This window comes from Coraliomargarita parva, from assembly GCF_027257905.1.
Taxonomy (GTDB): domain Bacteria; phylum Verrucomicrobiota; class Verrucomicrobiia; order Opitutales; family Coraliomargaritaceae; genus Coraliomargarita_A; species Coraliomargarita_A parva.
Window position 1 is genome coordinate 44,403 of the sequence record NZ_JAPZEI010000015.1, and the last position, 19,057, is coordinate 63,459.

Genomic DNA, 19,057 nt, shown 5'->3' on the forward strand with positions numbered 1-19,057 from the left:
AATTGCTCTCCGGATTTGGATATGAATGTCGAACCTGATTACTTGTGTAAAATGATACTTGTCGAGTTTCATTCAAGGGGGCATTATCCAGAATACATCAATAATATTCTGGAAGATCGCGCTGCAGGAGGCGATGGGACTAGCTGTGTTTTTTATCTTAGCTATAAGATGCAGGGCTTATTGTCTGCGACTTCTATGTCGCTTGTTGGCAAGAGCGTTCATTTTGTCGGACCTGACATTATTGCACGCTACGAAGCAATCTCCTCGGTGCGAGGCAAGGCTGATTATTATTTAGAGTACGTGCAGGAGATGGCTCTCTATGAGCGGGCTAATCATGTGATATTCTTATGTTTAAATGCGGTGGCTCGTTCGCGGCGACTGTGGCTTGGAGCTAAAAGGTTTAGGTTTTCGGGCATATTTTTGCAGTCTCCGTACCGGTTGCGCGTGTCTAGGTCTTGGGGGCTTCGATTGTTTCGCCGGGAATTTGCTTTGTGGCTCTTGGCTAAGAATCGTCTATGTAAATCAATTCTTCTTCTTAATGACGATGAAGGCGCATGTTATTATCAGAAGTGGTCAAAGAAGATTCGATACTTGGCGGATCCTGTACGAATTTGTGAACCTTCGCAATTATCTGTGAGGGAGTATCATGCATTGCCTGAGCGCATTGTGACATTTTTGCATATTGGTGTGTTGGGAAGATATAAGGGGACCGATCTAGTTTTGGATGTCATTCAGGGCTTGGAGGCATCAGTAATGCAAAAGGCTCGATTCCTATTTATCGGAAGGTTGGATGCGGAGCTTCAACGCCAGGTTTGTTTATTGAATAAGAAAGTTGGTTTCGATTTGGTTCTTACTCGTAGTGAATTTATTACGGACGCAGATTTCTCTGCCTATATGCAGCAGGCCGATGTTCTTTTGGTCGCGAACCGCAATGTTGAATCTTCGAGTGGTATATTGAATCATTGTTTGGCGCGTTGTAAGGTGGTTATCGCTCCTAATGCTATGTATTACTCGGAGAGGTTGTCTAGTTATGGTGGTGCTTTGTTGTTCTCGGATGAAGTGCAATTGGCAAGGTGCATTGAGAAGGCTTTAGGGGGGGGGAGTGAATATAAAGCGCGGGCAAGCGCTTTTGATTCGAAGGTGTTTCGAGAAGAGTATTCTGTTTTGCGTTTTGTTGAGACTATTTTTAATGAAGATATTGTCGGTTAGATGGATTTCAGTATATTATATTGTAATATAAATATATTATAAAGTGTAGGGTGTTCCGTGGTGGTTGTAGTGTCTTTTTTTTGTCGTGGTTTTGGCCTGTCTGGAATTTTGATTGATGTGTAGAGTGTAAGAATTTTAATTGATAAAATTGTTTTATGGGTGGTGTGTCTTCAGAGGAATTGCATGTGTTAGTTTTGTACACTCGTTTGTCGGGTTATGTTGCTTCTTGCTTGCAGGAATTAAGGTCGAAAGGAGTTGAGTTGCTAGTTTATGCATATCCGGCGCAGCATAATGCACCTTTTGACCCTAGCCTATTTGTTAATTGTGGTGTAGTATGTAACCGATTCGAATTTAATGATCACGAGATTATTAATGAAGCGACTAAGTTCCGCCCAGACCTCGTGCTGGTTAGTGGTTGGAGCGACAAGGGATATTTGTCTATATGTAAAGCTCTTTGTCGCCTTAAGAACCCGCCGCTTGTCGTTTGTGGAATGGATACGCAGTGGAAGGGATCGTTTCGCCAACGAATCGCTGCTCTGTTGTCTCCGTTTTATCTGAAAAAGTTTTTTAATGTCTTGTGGGTGGCTGGTGAACGTCAGCGACAGTTTGCGAGGCGATTGGGTTTTTATGGTTTTGGTTGCTGGGATGGTTACTATTCGTGTGACTACCGTAAGTTTAGCGCTAAGACAGAAAGGACTAGTGTATGCGATCGGGGGGTAAAAAAGTTTTTATTTGTTGGTAGATATGTTCGCGAGAAGGGAGTCGATATTTTGTCGGAGGCCTATGAGTTATATCGCAATCGTGTGGACAACCCTTGGCAGATGGTCTGTGCTGGGCGGGGGCCGATGGTAAGTGATATCAGAGCTGCAAGTTTGACTGATGTTGGTTTTGTCTCGCCTGAAGACTTGCCTACGCTGATGTCGGAGGTGGATTGTTTTGTTCTGCCGAGCTTATATGAACCGTGGGGGGTCGTGTTGCATGAGGCGGTCACTTCATCTCTGCCTGTAATTGCTACTGATGCATGTGGTTCAGCTGTCCATCTTGTGCGTGATGGATGGAATGGTCACTTAATTGAAGCTGGGGATGTACATGCGCTTTACGAGTCTATGCTGTCCATTCACTACGCATGCCAAGATCAACTGGATGATATGGGGCGAAACTCTGCTATCCTAGCGAAGCAATACACTCCCGATCGTTGGTCGCGTCAAATTATCAATGGTATTGATGCTTGGAAGATGCATTAGATGAGCACAATATACCATAACCATCGTCTTCTGGTACAAGCATCGTTTTGCCATAGCATTCACTTCTCCTATCATTGATTCATAATGGCTCCATTTTCACATACTCAAATGCGCGCTGGTTGTGGCCAGCTTCCTTCTTTTGTCGCAAGCAATCGCGATTCAAAGGTGTTTAAGCGTAGTGCTTTTACTATAACGAATCTTTGTCTCAATTTTATTGTTATAGCTTGCTTGTTTTTGGTGAATGGACTTGGGGAGTTTGGCAATACGATCTTCTTCATTTGTTTGGCTATAATGGCACTCAGAAGTGTGTCTGGGGCGTTGAAAGCGGTTAGTATTTTAGGGATATCGATAATGGGGAATCCTTATATTGTGGACCAAACTATCGTTGTCGCATATCTTCGTTTTCCTCTCATTGCGCTGGCGGGGATGCGGATTCTGTATGAAATTTTACTTAAACGTCGAGATCTCCTGCGATTGTCTCATTTAAACGCTTTAATATTATTTGGTCTGGTTTGTGTTGTCTTGGCTCCAATAAATGGGTATTTCATGCAGATTGCGGTTTTGAAGGCGGGCTTGTTCACCTATGGAGCATATGTTATTTTGGCTGGTACTGAACTCAATCGGTCTCGTATGTCGGATTTGACAGTTTGGTTCACTGCTTTGGTTGCATTTGTTTCGATTGGTACCTATATTACAATTCCTTTGGGTATCTCCCATGTGTTTCGTGGAGAGCTGCTCTTGCTAGGTGGGGTTGGAGGGTTGAGTGGCATTACGATACACCAGCAGACTCTTGGTTCCTTTGCGGCGATCAGTGCTGTCTTTTGCTTTGCTTTAGGTGTGTTTTCTAAGTTACCTAAGCGAGGTCTCTTTATTCTTTTGTTTGTTTCTTTTTTGCCGATTTTGGTGATGACGAAGTCGCGAACTGCCGTTGGAACTCTTATTCTATCTCTTGCTATGATAATTGTGGTAGCTCCCTTTTATCTCAGAGGGCAAAAGGCACATTTTAATAAGTTTAATTTCTGGCGTTGGTTTGCCGGCATGTGCGCGGTTTTGGTTGTTGGCATTTTTGCTGATTTTGCCACTGGTGGACGCATCTCAACTCGTGTCTTTGAATTTGCACTGAAGGGAATGGCGGGGCGGAGCTATTACGATGTACAGGTAACCGATGTGGCGATCAGTCGCATGGGGCTTATTGAGCAGTCATGGCAGATATTTTTAGATCATCCGTTATCCGGGATTAATTTCGGGACTTCAACGTCACGTTATTTTATAGAAAATGCTAGTACGTTCAGCGCACCGACAGAAAAAGGCTTTCTTCCCACTGCACTTCTGGAAGAAGTTGGATTAGTAGGGACATCTTTTTTTTGTATTTTCGTGTTCATGATTTTTAGGAAATTTTACCAGGACGAGAATATTATAGGTTTTGCGGTGTTTTCAGGTTTTTTGATCCAGAACTTGGGCGAGATGATGTTTTTCTCATTTGGGGGAGCAGGCATGTATTGCTGGACAGTTGTTGGTGCTGGTATTGCTATCGGGTACCGGCATCAGTTTGTGCGTAAATTTTAACAGAGTAATTAGATCTAAACACTGTGTTGCTTGTGTTTGAAGCTGATATGAAGATTGCACACTTTGTTTCTAGCTTATCTGTACAGACTGGTGGTCCGGCGCGTTCTGTATCGGCCTTGGCGAGTGAGTTGGCGCGGCGAAGCGACGCCTCGGTTTCACTTGTTCGCTCGTCGATGCTGCCTCCAGATGAGCTCAAGATCGCATCGGGCCTCGAACTCGGTATACTTAAGGGTAAATACGTAAGGTTTGACGAAAGGAAATTATACGGAAGTGATTTTGATGTTATGCACTCACATGGACTGTGGCTGCCTTTCAATCATGCTGTGGCAAAACTTGCGGGGCAACATCATGTGTTGTCTCCCCGCGGCATGTTGGAGCCTTGGGCATTGAATAATTCTAGAATGAAAAAAAAGCTAGCTTGGTTGCTTTACGAGAAATGTGATCTGAGGCGTGTGTGGGCCTTTCATGCGACTGCTCATTCCGAAGCGGAAAGTATTCGTCGATTGGGTTTTGTGCAGCCGATAGCCGTGATTCCAAATGGAGTCGAATTGCCCGAAGCTAGAAAACTAAAGCCGGCAAAAAGAAGTCAGAAAAAGACCGCGCTTTTTTTGTCACGGATTCACCCTAAGAAAGGAATTCTTATGTTATTAGACGCGTGGGCTAAATTGGCTCCAGAGGGCTGGCGTTTGGTAATTGCAGGTAATGACGATTGTAATCATTTGCGGGTAGTCGGGGCGAGGATTCGATCTCTTGACCTTCTGGAAACAGTAGAGCTTGCGGGCCCGTTGTTTGGGGAAGATAAGGAGGCGGCCTACAGGGGGGCTGATTTATTTGTCCTGCCATCATATTCTGAGAATTTCGGAATCGTAGTGGCTGAGGCCTTGGGGTATGGTCTACCTGTTCTGACGACCACAGGTTGCCCTTGGCAAGAGTTGTCGACTGAAGGCTGCGGTTGGTGGGTCGAACCGAATCCCACGGGGGTTTTTGAAGGGCTATCTGGGGCTTTGTCTACTTCGTCTGAGACGCTCATGGCCATGGGCGCGCGCGGTCGTCGTCTTGTCGAGGAGAAATATCAGTGGCCTGGTATCGCCGAACGGATGGCTCAGTTTTATGATTGGCTCTTGAATGGAGGGAAGCAGCCGGACTTTGTGGTATAATGACACTTGATATTCATACGAATCGTGCGGCTCGAAAGTATTCCAAAAAGGAGCTACTTTGCAGAGTCTTATGGGGGGTGGGTAAGGTTTTATTTAGGCTTAGTCCCCGTCCATGTTTCGCCTTTCGGCGGGGGATGCTTCGTATCTATGGCGCTAAGATCGGGGCGCGGACAAATATTTATCCTTCTGCGTGTATCTACTTCCCTTGGAATCTTGAGATCGGAGAAGATTCATCCATTGGTGAGTGGGCGTTGATTTATAATCTCGGTCCTATTTATATAGGAGATCGTTCCACGGTGTCTCAGCGTGTTCACCTGTGTGCGGGAACGCACGACTTCCGAGATCCATCGTTGCCTTTGTTGAAGCCGCCAATCCAGATTGGTGACGAGGTGTGGGTCTGTGCGGATGTGTTTGTAGGCCCTGGTGTTGTAGTTGGCAATCGAGCGGTTTTGGGGGCTAGGGCAGTCGTAGTAAAAGATGTGACTAACGGTAGTATTGTTGCGGGAAATCCTGCTGTATCAATCGGTCAGAGGGAAGTGTTCAATGGAGCAGGTTAAGAGTTTACATAATTTTATCTGTGGCATGTCTCGAGGGGGGACGACATGGTTAGGCTATTGTCTAAATGAGCATCCGGATATTGCGGTTTTTGGTGAGTCTCTTTTTTGGGGGAGGTATTATGTTAACCCTAGCTCTGGCGGGCGATACTCAACGGATGATATTGAGCGCATAATTAAATTTCAAAAGTCAAGCAGTCGCGCCTACTTTGGTAATGATATTGGATGTTTGAAGCATATCGATCGGGACCGTTGGGCTGAGATAGTTCTATCTTTGCGTGGTAAGAAATGTACACCAGGGGAGTTGTATCAGATTCTAGCGGAACGAGTTTCACAGTTAGAGTTGAAGTCTGTTGTCGTTGAGAAAACGCCACATCATGTGAATCACGTTGCGAGAATTTCTGAATTTTTTCCAGATAGTCGATTTATTGTGATGGTCCGCAATCCGTACTCATTTATGCTTTCCTATAAGAATCAGGGGTTACAGAAGAGCAGGGAGCAGCAGTTGAGCTTGTCTAAATATTTCCACCCAATTGGCTGTGCCTTGATTTGGAAAGCATACGCGCGTCAAGCACTCATAGTGAGTGGCAGTTTATCTAACCGTGTCCTCTTAATTCGATTTGAGGATATGCTAGTAGACCCGCAGGATATCTGGAGGCGTGTATTAACATTTCTTGGCGTTACAAGTTGCGAGCTGCCAGTTATAGAAGACCGTAATTCTAGTTTTACGAAACATGATCGACCAACCTTGAGTAAGTCAGACGTTTTTTGGATGAACTTAATATCGGGGCAACTTATCCGCGAACTGGGCTATGGCCGGGAGCCTGCTGGATATCCTTTGAAGTCGATTATTGCATCGCTATTCCAGCTGCTGCCGTGGGCATTGTACTTGTGTCGCGATATTTCAGGTAGAACGAGTAGTGGGATTATCAGATACGCCTTTCATTGGTTTAAAAAGGGATTGAATCGGGGATGAAAGTTTCGATCCTAATCCTTACATACAACGAGACGGTGAACATCGTTGATTGCCTTGAATCGGTTGCTTTCTCAGATGATGTAGTGGTTTTGGATTCTGAAAGTTCGGATTCAACAGCCGAGATTGCTCGTGACTTTGGTGCGACGGTATTGACCCGTGCTTTCGACAATTATGCAGCGCAGAGGAATTATGGTTTAGCCCATAATTTCAAGTATGAGTGGGTTTTGATGTTGGATGCGGATGAGCGGGTTCCAGACGATTTTTTCGCAGAGCTGGAGTGTGTGTCAGAGCTAGAGAATAATCCGGTGACACTCTACCGCATGCGGCGGAAAGATATGTTCATGGGCCGATGGTTAAAACGGTCCAGTGGTTATCCCACTTGGTTCGGACGTCTCTTCCGCAAGGGGAAAGTCCGTGTCGAACGCGAGATCAATGAGGAGTATTATACTGATGGTGAGATCGGCCTGCTGGAGGGGCACTTGATCCATTATCCCTTTAACAAGGGAATCGCTTACTGGTTAGAGCGGCACAACCGATACTCCTCAATGGAGGCCGTCAAATTAAGTGACGAGCGGAAAGAGCCGGTAGTATGGACGAATTTCCTAAGCAAGGATCCGATGCTACGACGCAAGGCATTTAAAGCCTTTGCCTACCGGATGCCTTTCAGGCCGTTTCTGACTTTTTGTTTCTTGTATTTCGTAAAACTTGGATTCCTCGACGGCAAAGCCGGATTTCATTTCAGTCTTATGCGGGCCTTCTACGAATACATGATTTCACTGAAAATCCGTGAATTGCACAGAAAGCACTCAGAGCTTCCAGTGTAGGTAACTGAGCAATTCTGGCTGATGCGAATCTGGATTTTCAACCCGTACGATGACATTCCCGGAGAGGGCAAGTCGCAGCGGTTTTGGGCCTTGGCTCAGGTCGCGGCGGAGATGGGGCATGAAGTGGTCTGGTGGAGCTCTGATTTTTCGCACCGTCGAAAAGTCCAGAGAGCAGAGCAGTCAGTTCAACATGTTGCCAAAGAACCGAGCTCTATGAACTTCGCCCTTCGTCTTGTAAAGACGCCTGCCTATTCAAAAAACATTTCACTGGCGCGGGTCTGGAATCACCGGGCTTACGGCAAGGGCCTATATCATGACGCTGTACGAGCGATCGATGCGGGTGAACTCGCAAAGCCGGATGTCATCCTTGCAAGTCTGCCGCCAATGGAGGGAGCGATTTCTGCGCTTCGATTGCGTCAACGGTACGGCTGTAAAGTCGTTACGGATATCATGGATGCGTGGCCGGAGACGCTGCTTCAGGCTTTTCCGAGAGGGCTTCGACCATTGGGGCGTATTCTGCTGTGGCCGTATTGGCGTATGCTTCGCACTGCCTGTGTGGAGTCGGATGGACTCAGTGCGCAGTCGCACACCTTTGCGGATTTTGCCATGCAACATGGAGCTGAGGCTCGTCCGTATGTTTGCTATCTGGGAGCTGAAAAGCCAAAGGGCTGCGGCAACGAAGAAGCCGTCCGGGACTCAAAAGCCTTGCGTCTGCTTTATCTCGGCGCAATGGGGCGCAGTTATGACCTGGAAACAATTTTGGAAGCTGTGCGCTTAGCCCGTGAAGCGGGAGTTCAGGTTGAATGTGTCTTTGTCGGAGATGGCGAAAAGCGCGCTGCACTGGAGGCGAGCGCGGTTGAAGGAGTGCGGTTCACCGGCTATCTTCAGGGGGATGCGTTGGCTTCGGAGATGTCTGCTGCGGATGTGGGGCTGGTTCCCTTTTTTCCTGAGTCGGGTGTCGCAGTGCCTTACAAGGCGGGGGATTATTTGGCTTATGGCATGCCTTTATTGAGTACAATCGACGGGGAGCTGGGGGCGCTGATTCGCAAATATGCTTGTGGGGGCGTTTATCAGGCAGGAAGTCCCGAGGCTTTATCCGGCTTGATCTGTCGTTTCGCGAAGGACCGTGAAACTCTGCTTGCCGCGAAGCAAGGTGCACGGGCATGTTTCGATGGACATTTTGACCGCAGTCAAATTTATCCTGCTTTTGCCAAATGGATTGTCAGCTTGGTTGACTCGAGCCCGAATGACGCCTGAAGGCTCCAATTTAGACCCCCGATGAAGTTTACCGTTATCACCGTCACCTTTAACAGCGCAGCGACGATTGTGGACACCGTTCATTCGGTGCTCGGTCAGAGTCATCGACCCTTGGAATATATCATTGTAGACGGGGGCTCGACTGACGACACCCTGGAAAAGCTGGCGCCCTACCGCGACCAGATCGCGAGTCTTGTCAGTGAGCCGGATGATGGCATCTACGATGCGATGAACAAGGGAGTCGCCCGTGCACGGGGCGAGGTGGTCGGCATCCTGAACAGTGATGATTTTTACGCGGACACCCGGGTGCTGGCACGGGTGGCCGAAGCGTTCTCGGATCCGGCGGTGGACTGCGTCTATGGTGACCTGGACTATGTGGATGCGATTGACACGGATCGTGTGGTGCGGGCCTGGCGATCGCAGTCCTACGTGCCCGGGGCGTTTCGTCGGGGTTGGCATCCGGCGCATCCGAGCTTTTTCGTCCGACGTTCGGTTTATGAGCGCTTCGGTTGTTTTGATACCAAGTTACGCATCGCAGCCGATTATGAATTCATGTTGCGCGTGCTGAAGCGTCACCAGCTGAAGTCGGTCCATGTGCCGGAAGTGTTTGTGAAGATGCGCACCGGCGGCGCAAGCAACGCGTCCCTTAAAAATATCGCCAAGGCGAACCTGCAGTGCTGGAAGGCATGGCGGCAGAATGGGCTGGGCTGGTCGCCGCTGCCCGTGATCCGGAAACCGTTTACGAAGCTGAAGCAGTTGAGAAGAGGCGGGGCCTCTTCTGAGGGCTGAGACCTGAGACCTGAGAAAAAATAAAACTTCAGCTTTCAGCCTTCCGCCCTCCAGAGGCCTGCGGCCTCTGCGCTTCTCGGATCTTCAGTCGGATCTGGTAGAAATAGACGGCCTTGCAAAAGGCGAAGTGGAAGCCGACGGCGCCGTCGAGGCAGCCGCCCTTAAAGATGTATCCACGGATGAAATACACCGGCGCGGCCCACCACTTGGCGATGTGGCGATACTTTTTTCTCTGACGTTCTGTCAGAGAATTGAAGGATGAAACCTGAGGCTTGAGGCTTGAGGTTTTTTCATCTTCAGGTCTCAGGTTTCCGCCCTCATCCTTCCAGGCGGCGCAGCCGTCTCGATCCTTCATGAGCTGCAAATAGCGCGCTGCTTCCCAGGAGGCGTACTCGTTATGTTTGGCGAGGTAGTGGTGGAGGCCGCGGTATTCGTTGTGTTCGATGGGGGAGCCGAGCTCGCCGAGGCTGCCTTGGAGGACGGGGTGTTCGTGGATCTCCATGTCGAGCTGGCTCCACTGGTTTTCCTCGATGCGCTCGTACTCGCCGGCGCCGACGCGGAAGAGGGCGAGCTTGTTGAACTCGTCCCCATGGCGGAGCTGTCGGCCGAGGAACCAGCGCTCGTAGTTGAGCCAGTAGCCGGCGTGCGGGCTGTCCGGCAGGACGCGGGCGAGCTCCTGCTTGAAGGCCTCGGTCACAAATTCGTCGGCGTCGAGGAAGAGCACCCAGGTGGTCTTGAAATCGTAGTGGCGCAGCACCCAGTTCCGCTTTTTGGGGAAACGGCCGTCCCATGCAAACTGAAGGACCTCCGCGCCGGCTCCGGACGCGATCCGGCAGGTGTCGTCGCTGCTCCCGGAGTCGACCACGAGGACGGGCCCAAAACCGTCGAGCCGCTCAAGACAGCGAGGCAGGTTCCTGGCCTCGTTCTTCACCGGAATGACCACTGTCACGTCGTCCAACATGGGCCTAGCCTTACGTTTCCGCCGACCGTTGCAAGGACGAAGAAAGAGGCCGGTGGCCTCTTTCTGAGGGCTGAGGGCTGACGAAGCGTAACAGCGATTCTGGAGGGCTGAGGCCGGTGACTTACAGCGACGTGGTTTTGTAACCACGCTACGCCTAAAGGCTACGCAGGGCTAGGCGCCGTTAATCCGCCTTCGTTCCTACGGCGTGACGTGTTCCGCCTTCGTTCCTTGGGGCTACGTTGCTCTACGCCCGCACAAGACGGCGTGGCGTGGATGCCTACAAGGGGCTTCGTTTCTCTACGCCCGCTCAAGCCGCCGCATCTTATTTAAGGTTTTGATACAGCAGTGTAATGAACCCTCCCCGAAATAATACGTCGTTGTAAGATAAGCGGTGATAAGTGGTAATAAGCGGCGTCGAGCCCTGCGTAGCCTTCAGGCGTAGCGGGGTTAAAAAAATCCGTAGCTGTACGCCTAGTTGTAAGCGTTTCAGCGTTTTGTTTTCCGCTGCCGGGCCCTTCGACTTGCTCAGGGCAGGTAGACCGCTTATGACCGCTCATGTGACGCTTCCGCCTTCGTTCCTACGGCGTGACGTGAATGCCTACAAGGGGCTTCGTTTCTCTACGCCCGCTCAAGCCGTCGCACTTATATTTTTGGTTTTGATACAGCAGTGCAATGAACCCTCCCCAATGTAAACCGGTGTGCACGATAAGCGGTAATAAGTGGTAATAAGCGGTTCAAAAAAAGCATCGTTGTACGAACCAGTGTTGTAAGCGGATCACATACATACTTTTCCGCTGCCGGGCCCTTCGACTTGCTCAGGGCAGGTAGACCGCTTATGACCGCTTATGTACGCTTATGCTTACAACCCCGCATACTTTTAGGGTTTAGATACTGCCGGGCAGAGTACTTCCCAAAAAATAAACCGTCGTTGTAGGATAAGCGGTAATGAGCGGACATAAGCGGTTTCCGGCTGAGCCGGACTTTACGAATAGAGAGGTCCACGTAGCTGACTAACAAAATCCGTTGTAGGCCTCCGCGCCCTCCGCGTGCTCGGCGGCGTTAAGCCCTGCGTAGCCTCTAGGCGTAGCGGGGTTAAGTCCACGTCGTTGTAAGCGCATCAGCCGTATCATCTGGCATGCATGACTCATGCGGCGTACTAGGATTGGAAGTTCAGTTTGCAGCTGCCGACCTGCCTGCCCTTCGGGTAGCGGCGGGTGGCGGATTTGCGTTGCTCGCGTGCCTTGGGGCCGGGGGGGACCTGACTTTGAGTGAAGCTGCGGCTCAGCTTGAGCGGGATCTCCAGGCTGGCGGGCAGGCCGGCTACGGGGTCGAGGTCGATGCTGCCTTCGAGGAGGGGCTCGAGGGAGCGCGCTTCGAAGCGTTCGGCCAGGGCGTCAAAGGGCTCGCGCAGCAGGGGACGCAGGGCGGTGGGGGACAGGCCGGCGGCCAGCAGGTCGCCGATGCTTTCGATGCCGGTGCCGGCGAGCAGGCGTACGAGCGAGGCGAGCTCGGGAAAGCGCTGCGGCCGTGTCAGGCTGAGGTGGAGCCCGAAGGGGCCTTCCACTTTTTCCTTGAGCAGGAGCCGTTGCACCAGGGGCGCCTTGGTCAGGCGGACGCGTCCCTTCTTCAAGCTGAGCGTCAGCACGGCGCTGCGTGCCGCGATGCCGGGTCGCGGCCAGTGTGCGGTCACTTGCAGCAGGCAGTCGCCGCTCAAGTCCAAAGGCGCTTCAAGCCGAAGCGAGTCCAGTAACAGCTCCATGGTTTGCATGGAGACAAGTAAGCAAACCGTTAGGAGAAGAGCAAATACTTTTAAGATTAGCGAAGTATGGATGCCTGTGTGGCTCCACAGAATTATTCTTACAACCGCGGATGGTTTGGGACCCCGCTACGCCTGAAGGCTACGCAGGGCTAGGTGCCGTTAATGAACGTTAATGAACGTTAATTCTAACAACACCGCATACTTTTTAGGGGTTGGGATGTTGAGTGGCACACAACCCTCCCCCAAATAAACCGGTGTGCAAGATTCACGTAAATTAACGTTCATTAACGGTTAAAAAAAGTATCGTTGTACGCTTTGTTGTAAGCGGATGAAGCGTTTTGGTATCCGCTGACGGGCCCTTCGACAGGCTCAGGACAGGTGAACCGCTTATGACCGCTTATGTACGCTCCCGCCTTCGTTCCTTACGGCGTGGCGTGGATGCCTACAACGCCGCACTTATATTTTTTGGTTTTGATACTGCACGGTAAATGGACCTCCCCAAGTTGAATCCGTCGTTGTAAGATAAGTGGTAATAAGTGGTAATAAGCGGTTTCCGGCTGAGCCGGACTTTACGAATAGGGAGGTCCACATAGCTGACTAAAGAAGCATCGTTGTACGAATCAGTGTTGTAAGCGGATCACACACATACTCTTCCGCTGACGGGCCCTTCGACAGGCTCAGGGCAGGTGAACCGCTTATGTACGCTCCCGCCTTCGTTCCTTGGGGCTCCGTTGCTCTACGCCCGCACGAGCCGGCGTGACGTGGATGCCTACAACGCCGCACTCTTTATTGGGCTTTAGATACTGCGGGGCAGAATACTTCCCCAAAAGTATGAACCCGTGGCTGTAAGTATTCGTGCACATCCGTGTCCATTCGTGGTTTCAAAAGTCACGCGTTGTAAGCCATTCACGCGCTCGCGTCCCGCCTCCGTTCCTCTACGGCGTGGCATGTCCCGCCTTAGCGGGGTCAATTAACGTCCATTAACGGCGCCTGGCCCTGCGTAGCCTTCAGGCGTAGCGGGGTTCAAAATGAATCCGTCGAATGTGCGAGTGCCTTGTGTGTGATACACTTCCTTGAATTTTTACACAACCGCTCCCTTCTTCGCTCTTCGAGCTTCGCTGGGCAGGTCGCTAGAGGGCCCTGTCGGGCGAGGTTGGGGAGGGGATTTTGGGATGAGGGTTTCCGCTGACGGGCCCTTCGACAGGCTCAGGACAGGTAGACCGGTAATGACCGCTTATGTACGCTCCCGCCTTCGTTCCTTACGGCGTGGCGTGGATGCCTACAACGCCGCACTTATATTTTTGGTTTTGATACAGTAGTGCAATGACCCCTCCCAAAAATAAACCGTCGTTGTAAGAATTAACGTTCATTAACGTGAATTAACGGTTCAAAATCACCGTCCTTGTAAGCATTCGTGCTAATTCGTGTAAATTCGTGGTTTCAAAAGTCACGCGTTGTAAGCCATTCGTGCTCATTCGTGTGCATTAGTGGTTTCAAACACACGTCGCTGTACGCATCACTTTGGTTCCTGGACTTCGCCGAAGTCGACGCGTTGTAGTTCGAGGAAGTCGCCGGGGGATTGCCGGGAGGTGACGAAGTGGATGCGGAGGCTGCTGGCGGCGTCGGGGGCCTGGAGGGGAAGGCTTAGGGAGAGCGCTTGTTCGGTCTGGGTGTTGGGCAGCTGGAGGGGCAAGGCCACCTGGATGGTGCGGCCGGCGGCATTTTTCCAGCTGAGTTTCAACTGGCTGCGGTTGTCGGGGCTGATCTTATACGCGATCCGGGCATGGAGGGCGTAGGTCCCGCCCGGGTGGACCGGGAAATCGGCAAAGACGGAGCACATATCGGCGCCGCTGATGCGGATGCCGCGGTCGGGGGTGCCGTGGGCCGGGCCGACCTCGAAATGCTGCGCCGGACGAAAATCGAAATACCAGTTCGGCACCCAGGGCAGCTCGGGGCCGAGGAAATTATAGCGCAGGGTGCCGGCGGTGGAGTGGAGCAGGTCCGGATTCAGGGTCTGGCTTTGGAAGGCTTCCGGCTGATTGGCCAGTGCGCGGGCGATGGACCAGGCCGCCTGATAGCGCTCCGGGAGGTCGACTGCCTCCGCTTGGGTGGCGAGGCCCGGGAGCAGCAAGGGCAGCGGGTCGGTCTGGGGGACGCTCCGGAAATGCCGGAAATTCTTGTGCAGGGGGTCCTTTAGCAGGGTCTCGGCGTAGGTGGTGTAGGCCTCGCGGGCGGAAAGGAAGGTCGAGATACGGGATACGGGATCCGGGATGCGGGGGCCGGGATACGGGATACGAGATACGGGATACGGGATACGGGAGTCGGGATCTGGGATACCTTGTGACGGATTCGGCAAGCTCGCCGCAGGCAAGCTCAAGGCATCAAGGAGGGCTTTGCGGGCTTGGTGGTAGGCGGCGTAGTATTCGGTGAAGCGGAAGGCGTCGGAGGCGACTTGGACCCGGGCGGCGTAGCGGGGGGTGCCGGTGGCGGCGGCTTCGGCCTGGTCGAGGCAGTGGCGGAGTTGTGTCCGGATGTCGGGGCCAAAGAGCTCGATGCCGGCTTCGTCCTTGTAGAGCTTGATCCATTCGGCGCGGCCTTCATGGGCATCGCGGTGGGCTTCGGCCAGCTCGTAGAACTCGCGCATGGGCGTGGCGGCCGGGCCGAAGAATGCCTGGTAATATTCATCGAGGAGCGCTACCGCGTCCTGGTTGGGATCGCGGAGCAGCTCGGCGGTCAGCCAGGGCTTCGCGCCGTCGAGTCCCCAGGCCGGGGACAGCTGGGTGAAAAATACGTCGACCCCGGCCTCATGAAGGAAGCGCAGGCTTTCGATGATCCATTGGTTGAATTGCCGCGGGTAGGGATAAGGCGCGCCGAAATAATAGTCCCAGGTGGCAATCTTTTCCGCCCCCGAGGCGGCCCAGCGCTCAATCAGGGCCTTGTCCTGCGCACGGTAGTCCGGATCGTGCCACTGCGCCCGGTCGGAGGTCAGCACCGGCATCACCTGCGGATGCAGTCGAAAGGACGGCGACTGCTCGGTCCAGTAGTAGGCGAGGGCTGTCAGGTAGCGCCGACCTTCGGCCGGCGCAAAAGTTGAACGTTGAAGGTTGAACGTTGAAGGTTGGTTTTCTGGCGGGTCGGTATCAAAGAGCTGCTCCGCGACTTCGTTCATGAAGCCGAAGACGAGGTCGGTGTAGTTGGGCCGGCCGCGGAAGTAGTCGACTGGCTGCTCCGGACTCCGGACTCCGGACTCCGGACTCCGGACTCCGGACTCCTCCCCTTGAGAAGGGGAGGTGGCGCGCTTGGCGCGACGGAGGGGTTCCAAGGGGAGGTGGCGCGCTTGGCGCGACGGAGGGGTCCCAAGGGGAGGTGGCGCGCTTGGCGCGACGGAGGGGTTCCCTCGGTGCAGCTCCCCACCATCCACTTTCAACACATTCCCCACCACCGCTTGGGTGTCGGGGGAATCGTCATAGAGGACATTGTCATTGATGGAGAGGGAAAAACTGCGGCTGTCCGGATGGGCTTCGAAATGGGCGCGGGCGGCCTCGCTCGCGATGCGGACCGCTTCCGGGGCGGTAAAGTCGGGCTGCGGGTCGTACTTGCCGCTGCCGGTGGGGACCCGGCGCCGGCCCCGGACCTCGGCAAAGGCTTCCGGGTACGCCTGGTACTGCTCCGCGGTGAAGATTTTGGAGAGGTTGTGGTTGAAGCTATAGCCGCCGACCAGACGGTTGCGGCGGTCCCAGGTCCGGTCGGAGCCGTGGGCGGCCCGCATTTCGAAGGCCGGGACTTCCTGCCAGACGCCCTCCGGGAAAAAGCGCGGGGGCGTGCCCACCCATTCAAAGCCCAGCTCACCGGCCCAATACCAGCGTGCCCCCAGCAGCTCGTGGCAGAGGGCATAGACGCCGTTCACCAGTCCGGCGGTATCGGCGGCCCGCAGGCGGACGCTGCTGCGCTCCCGCCGGATGACAAAGCCGCCAGTCGGGATGCCGGAGTCGAATTCAAGACTCAGGGAATTTTTTGAAGGATGAGGGCTGAGAGCTGAAACCTGAAGGGAGTGGGTGTCTCCATTGATGCGTTGGGACCAGAGGGCGTGGAGGTCCTCGATGGCGGCTTGGAGGCTGGGGGCGGTCTCGTCGGGGAGCTGGATTTCCCGGATGGCGCTGAGGGGGAGGCGCATCGAGCCCGGGCGTGCTTCCGGTTTCCAGGCGGGACCGCGGGCCGCGCTCAGGGCCCCGGACGCTGCTAAACCGATGCACAGGAAACAGATCGACCTGAAGGGCGGAAGTAACACCGCGCGAACCAATCCGAGCGCGCCTGATTTGTCAACTGGGTGTGTTGGGGAGGGCTGGCTTACAACGGCGTGACTTTTGAAACCACGAATTAACACGAATGAGCACGAATGGCTTACAACGACGGTTTCTTTTGGGGAGGTCTGGCTTACAACGGCGTGACTTTTGAAACCACGAATGGACACGAATGAGCACGAATTCTTACAACGACGTTGGTTTTGAACCGTTAATGAACGTTAATTAACGTGAATGGCTTACAACGACGGTTTATTTTGGGGAGGTTTGGCTTACAACGGCATTAAGCCCTGCGTAGCCTTCGGGCGTAGCGGGGTTCCAAGCCATCCGCATTGTAAGCATGATGGTCTGTCGCCAGCGACCTTCATTCCTTTCGACTGTCGTAGCTTCAGTGGAGACGGTTCGTACTTTCAGCCTTCAGCCCTCCGCTTCGTCAGGCTGCTGCAGGAAAATTGATTTGCTTCAGAGTGTCTCTGGACTAGCTTTAAGACTATGCAAGCAAACCCGACAAGCGACGCCCCGCATCCTGCGGTCGAGCTGGCCAAAGCACGGATTAGCCAACATATCCGAGAGCACTTGAGCGGCGCTCAAGTCTGGTTGTTCGGCTCGCGTGCACGAGGGGACGCTTCGCGTCGAAGTGACTTCGACTTGGCCTACAAGCCCGCCAAGAGCCTTGCCCCGGACGCGGTCTCCCGTTTCGAAGACGCCCTCCGAAACGACCCGGAAATCATTTATCCGGTCGATCTGGTGAACTTGGATCAAGCACCTGAACCCCTTCGGAAGCACATCGAAGCGGAAGGTATCCTATGGAAAAACTAGCGTCGGCAAAGAAGGCTTTGACCAAGCTGGAGGCCATCCTGGACGAAGGCGTGCAGGATGAAAAGACCCGTGATGCCGCAATCCAGCGTTTCGAATTCACTTCCGAAATTTGCTGGAAAGCGCTGCAAGCCCATCTCAAGGCGGATTATGCGGAGGAAGTGCGCTACCCCAAAGGCTGCTACGAGACCGCATTTCGCGTCGGCTTGATCGACGAAGACCTCTGCCTTGCCCTGAACCAGACAGTCCGCGACCGAAACCTAACCTCCCATACCTACCACGAGACCGTCGCTATCGAGATTTTCGAACGCCTGCCGTTACATGCGGCAGCCTTCAGGTCACTCGTCAGTAAACTTTGAAATGCCAGGACCGAGGCCGTCTTGCGGTGAGCCTGCCCAATTCGTCGAAGTGGCGGCTTCTGTCGGAGGCTTACCGCGTAGCGGGGTTCAAAATCACCGTTGTTGTAAGTGTTTCAGCGTTGTACGCGGATCGCTGGTGTTGTTTTCCGCTGACGGGCCCTTCGACTCGCTCAGGACAGGTGAACCGCTTATGACCGCTAATGCTTACAACGCCGTATACTTTGAGGGATTGGATAGTGCATGAGAAGCAATCCTCCCAAATTGAACCCGTCGTTGTAAGATCCACGTCACGCCGTAGTAAACGAAGGCGGAAGCGGTGATAAGTGGTAATAAGCGGCGTCGAGCCCTGCGTAGCCTTCAGGCGTAGCGGGGTTAAAAAAAATCCGTAGCTGTACGCCCGGTTGTAAGCGGATCACATACATACTTTTCCGCTGACGGGCCCTTCGACAGGCTCAGGGCAGGTAGACCGCTTATGACCGCTCATGGCACGCTTATGCTTACAACCCCGCATCTTTTAGGGTTTGTGTGCTGCCGGGCAATAAACCTCGCCGAAATAACCCGTCGTTGTAAGCATTCGTGCTCATTCGTGTTAATTCGTGGTTTCAAAAACACGGCGTTGTACGCCGTTCGTGGTTTCAGCCCTGCGCTGCCGCGCTTCGTCAGGTCTCATCCTTCCGCCCTCCAGAGGCCGCAGGCCTCTGCGGCCTCTGCCCGCGCCTCTTGACTTTCTGGGAAAATGCACGCAAGTAGCGGGTATGAAGATCATCGCTTACCTGAAACCTACCTGCGGCTGGAGCATGGGCGTCCGTGCCATCATGAAAAAGTACCAACTTGAGTACGAAGACCGCGATATCATCAACAAGCCCGAGCAATATGCGGAAATGGTGGAGAAATCCGGTCAACCGCTGTCCCCTTGCGTGGAAATCGACGGTCAGATGCTGGCGGATGTCAGCGGCGAGGAGGTCGAGAACTACATGCTGAGCAACGGCCTGGTGGAGGCGAACGAGACCGCGCCGGACGCGCCGACCAATGCCGCCTGCACGGACGAAGAGCACGAAGCCATGCGCAGCAAGACGATCCGGTTCTTTTAAAAAGAGGCCGCAGCCTCTTTTTGAAGGATGAGGGCGGAGACCTGAAACCTGGAGTTTAATTTTTTCACGGAGGGGTCAGGACATGGGTAACAGTTTAGGTTCAAGACATAGGTAACACTTCGTCAGAGCTTGGTGACAGTTGTTAGTATTATTTTTGTAGGTGTTTACGAAGCTTTTTGGGTGTTGCCCTCTCC

Annotated in this window: 15 protein-coding genes; 12 read left to right on the forward strand and 3 right to left on the reverse strand. The window is 53.0% G+C overall.

Annotated elements, in window-relative coordinates:
* Nucleotides 1-21: 21 nt before the first annotated feature.
* From O2597_RS17780 to O2597_RS17820, 9 genes are all read left to right on the forward strand, one after another.
* A complete protein-coding gene (locus O2597_RS17780; RefSeq protein WP_269527006.1) occupies nucleotides 22-1,209 on the forward strand; it encodes a glycosyltransferase family protein in 1,188 nt (395 codons plus the stop codon).
* A gap of 155 nt (nucleotides 1,210-1,364) precedes the next feature.
* Complete coding sequence (locus tag O2597_RS17785) at nucleotides 1,365-2,453, forward strand: glycosyltransferase family 4 protein (RefSeq protein ID WP_269527008.1); 1,089 nt, start codon at nucleotides 1,365-1,367, stop codon at nucleotides 2,451-2,453.
* Nucleotides 2,454-2,537: 84 nt separating this feature from the next.
* Nucleotides 2,538-4,019, forward strand: a complete 1,482-nt coding sequence (locus O2597_RS17790) for an O-antigen ligase family protein (RefSeq protein WP_269527010.1) — start codon at nucleotides 2,538-2,540, stop codon at nucleotides 4,017-4,019.
* 47 nt (nucleotides 4,020-4,066) lie between these two features.
* Nucleotides 4,067-5,176 carry a glycosyltransferase gene (locus O2597_RS17795; RefSeq protein WP_269527012.1) on the forward strand — a complete coding sequence of 370 codons (1,110 nt, stop codon included), beginning with the start codon at nucleotides 4,067-4,069 and terminating at the stop codon, nucleotides 5,174-5,176.
* Between the two features lie 134 nt (nucleotides 5,177-5,310).
* Nucleotides 5,311-5,733 (forward strand): LbetaH domain-containing protein, encoded by a 423-nt coding sequence (locus tag O2597_RS17800; RefSeq protein ID WP_269527013.1) that lies wholly within the window; start codon nucleotides 5,311-5,313, stop codon nucleotides 5,731-5,733.
* Nucleotides 5,720-6,706: a sulfotransferase family protein gene (locus tag O2597_RS17805; protein WP_269527015.1), complete on the forward strand. Its 987-nt coding sequence runs from the start codon at nucleotides 5,720-5,722 to the stop codon at nucleotides 6,704-6,706. The genes O2597_RS17800 and O2597_RS17805 overlap by 14 nt, the downstream gene beginning before the upstream one ends.
* The gene (locus O2597_RS17810; RefSeq protein WP_269527017.1) at nucleotides 6,703-7,530 is read left to right on the forward strand and encodes a glycosyltransferase family 2 protein; all 828 of its coding nucleotides are present in this window, start codon (nucleotides 6,703-6,705) and stop codon (nucleotides 7,528-7,530) included. The genes O2597_RS17805 and O2597_RS17810 overlap by 4 nt, the downstream gene beginning before the upstream one ends.
* A gap of 21 nt (nucleotides 7,531-7,551) precedes the next feature.
* Nucleotides 7,552-8,787, forward strand: coding sequence for a glycosyltransferase family 4 protein (locus O2597_RS17815; protein WP_269527019.1), 1,236 nt, complete (start codon nucleotides 7,552-7,554; stop codon nucleotides 8,785-8,787).
* Between the two features lie 21 nt (nucleotides 8,788-8,808).
* Nucleotides 8,809-9,576, forward strand: coding sequence for a glycosyltransferase family 2 protein (locus O2597_RS17820; RefSeq protein ID WP_269527021.1), 768 nt, complete (start codon nucleotides 8,809-8,811; stop codon nucleotides 9,574-9,576).
* Nucleotides 9,577-9,604: 28 nt separating this feature from the next.
* Here O2597_RS17820 and O2597_RS17825 read toward each other — a convergent pair whose 3' ends face one another.
* The 3 genes from O2597_RS17825 to O2597_RS17835 form a co-directional block, all read right to left on the reverse strand.
* Entirely contained in the window at nucleotides 9,605-10,537 is a 933-nt protein-coding gene (locus O2597_RS17825; protein WP_269527022.1) for a glycosyltransferase family 2 protein, read from the reverse strand.
* Between the two features lie 1,156 nt (nucleotides 10,538-11,693).
* Nucleotides 11,694-12,296 carry a hypothetical protein gene (locus tag O2597_RS17830; protein ID WP_269527024.1) on the reverse strand — a complete coding sequence of 201 codons (603 nt, stop codon included), beginning with the start codon at nucleotides 12,294-12,296 and terminating at the stop codon, nucleotides 11,694-11,696.
* Nucleotides 12,297-13,812: 1,516 nt separating this feature from the next.
* Nucleotides 13,813-16,470 (reverse strand): DUF4838 domain-containing protein, encoded by a 2,658-nt coding sequence (locus O2597_RS17835; protein WP_269527026.1) that lies wholly within the window; start codon nucleotides 16,468-16,470, stop codon nucleotides 13,813-13,815.
* Nucleotides 16,471-17,089: 619 nt separating this feature from the next.
* On the opposite strand from O2597_RS17835, the gene O2597_RS17840 reads away from it, so the two are divergent.
* The 3 genes from O2597_RS17840 (at nucleotide 17,090) to O2597_RS17850 (ending at nucleotide 18,863) form a co-directional block, all read left to right on the forward strand.
* Nucleotides 17,090-17,416, forward strand: coding sequence for a nucleotidyltransferase family protein (locus tag O2597_RS17840; protein WP_269527028.1), 327 nt, complete (start codon nucleotides 17,090-17,092; stop codon nucleotides 17,414-17,416).
* Nucleotides 17,404-17,772, forward strand: a complete 369-nt coding sequence (locus tag O2597_RS17845; protein WP_269527030.1) for an HI0074 family nucleotidyltransferase substrate-binding subunit — start codon at nucleotides 17,404-17,406, stop codon at nucleotides 17,770-17,772. Before O2597_RS17840 ends, O2597_RS17845 begins: the two co-directional genes overlap by 13 nt.
* Nucleotides 17,773-18,527: 755 nt before the next feature.
* Nucleotides 18,528-18,863: a glutaredoxin family protein gene (locus tag O2597_RS17850; RefSeq protein ID WP_269527031.1), complete on the forward strand. Its 336-nt coding sequence runs from the start codon at nucleotides 18,528-18,530 to the stop codon at nucleotides 18,861-18,863.
* Nucleotides 18,864-19,057: the final 194 nt, after the last annotated feature.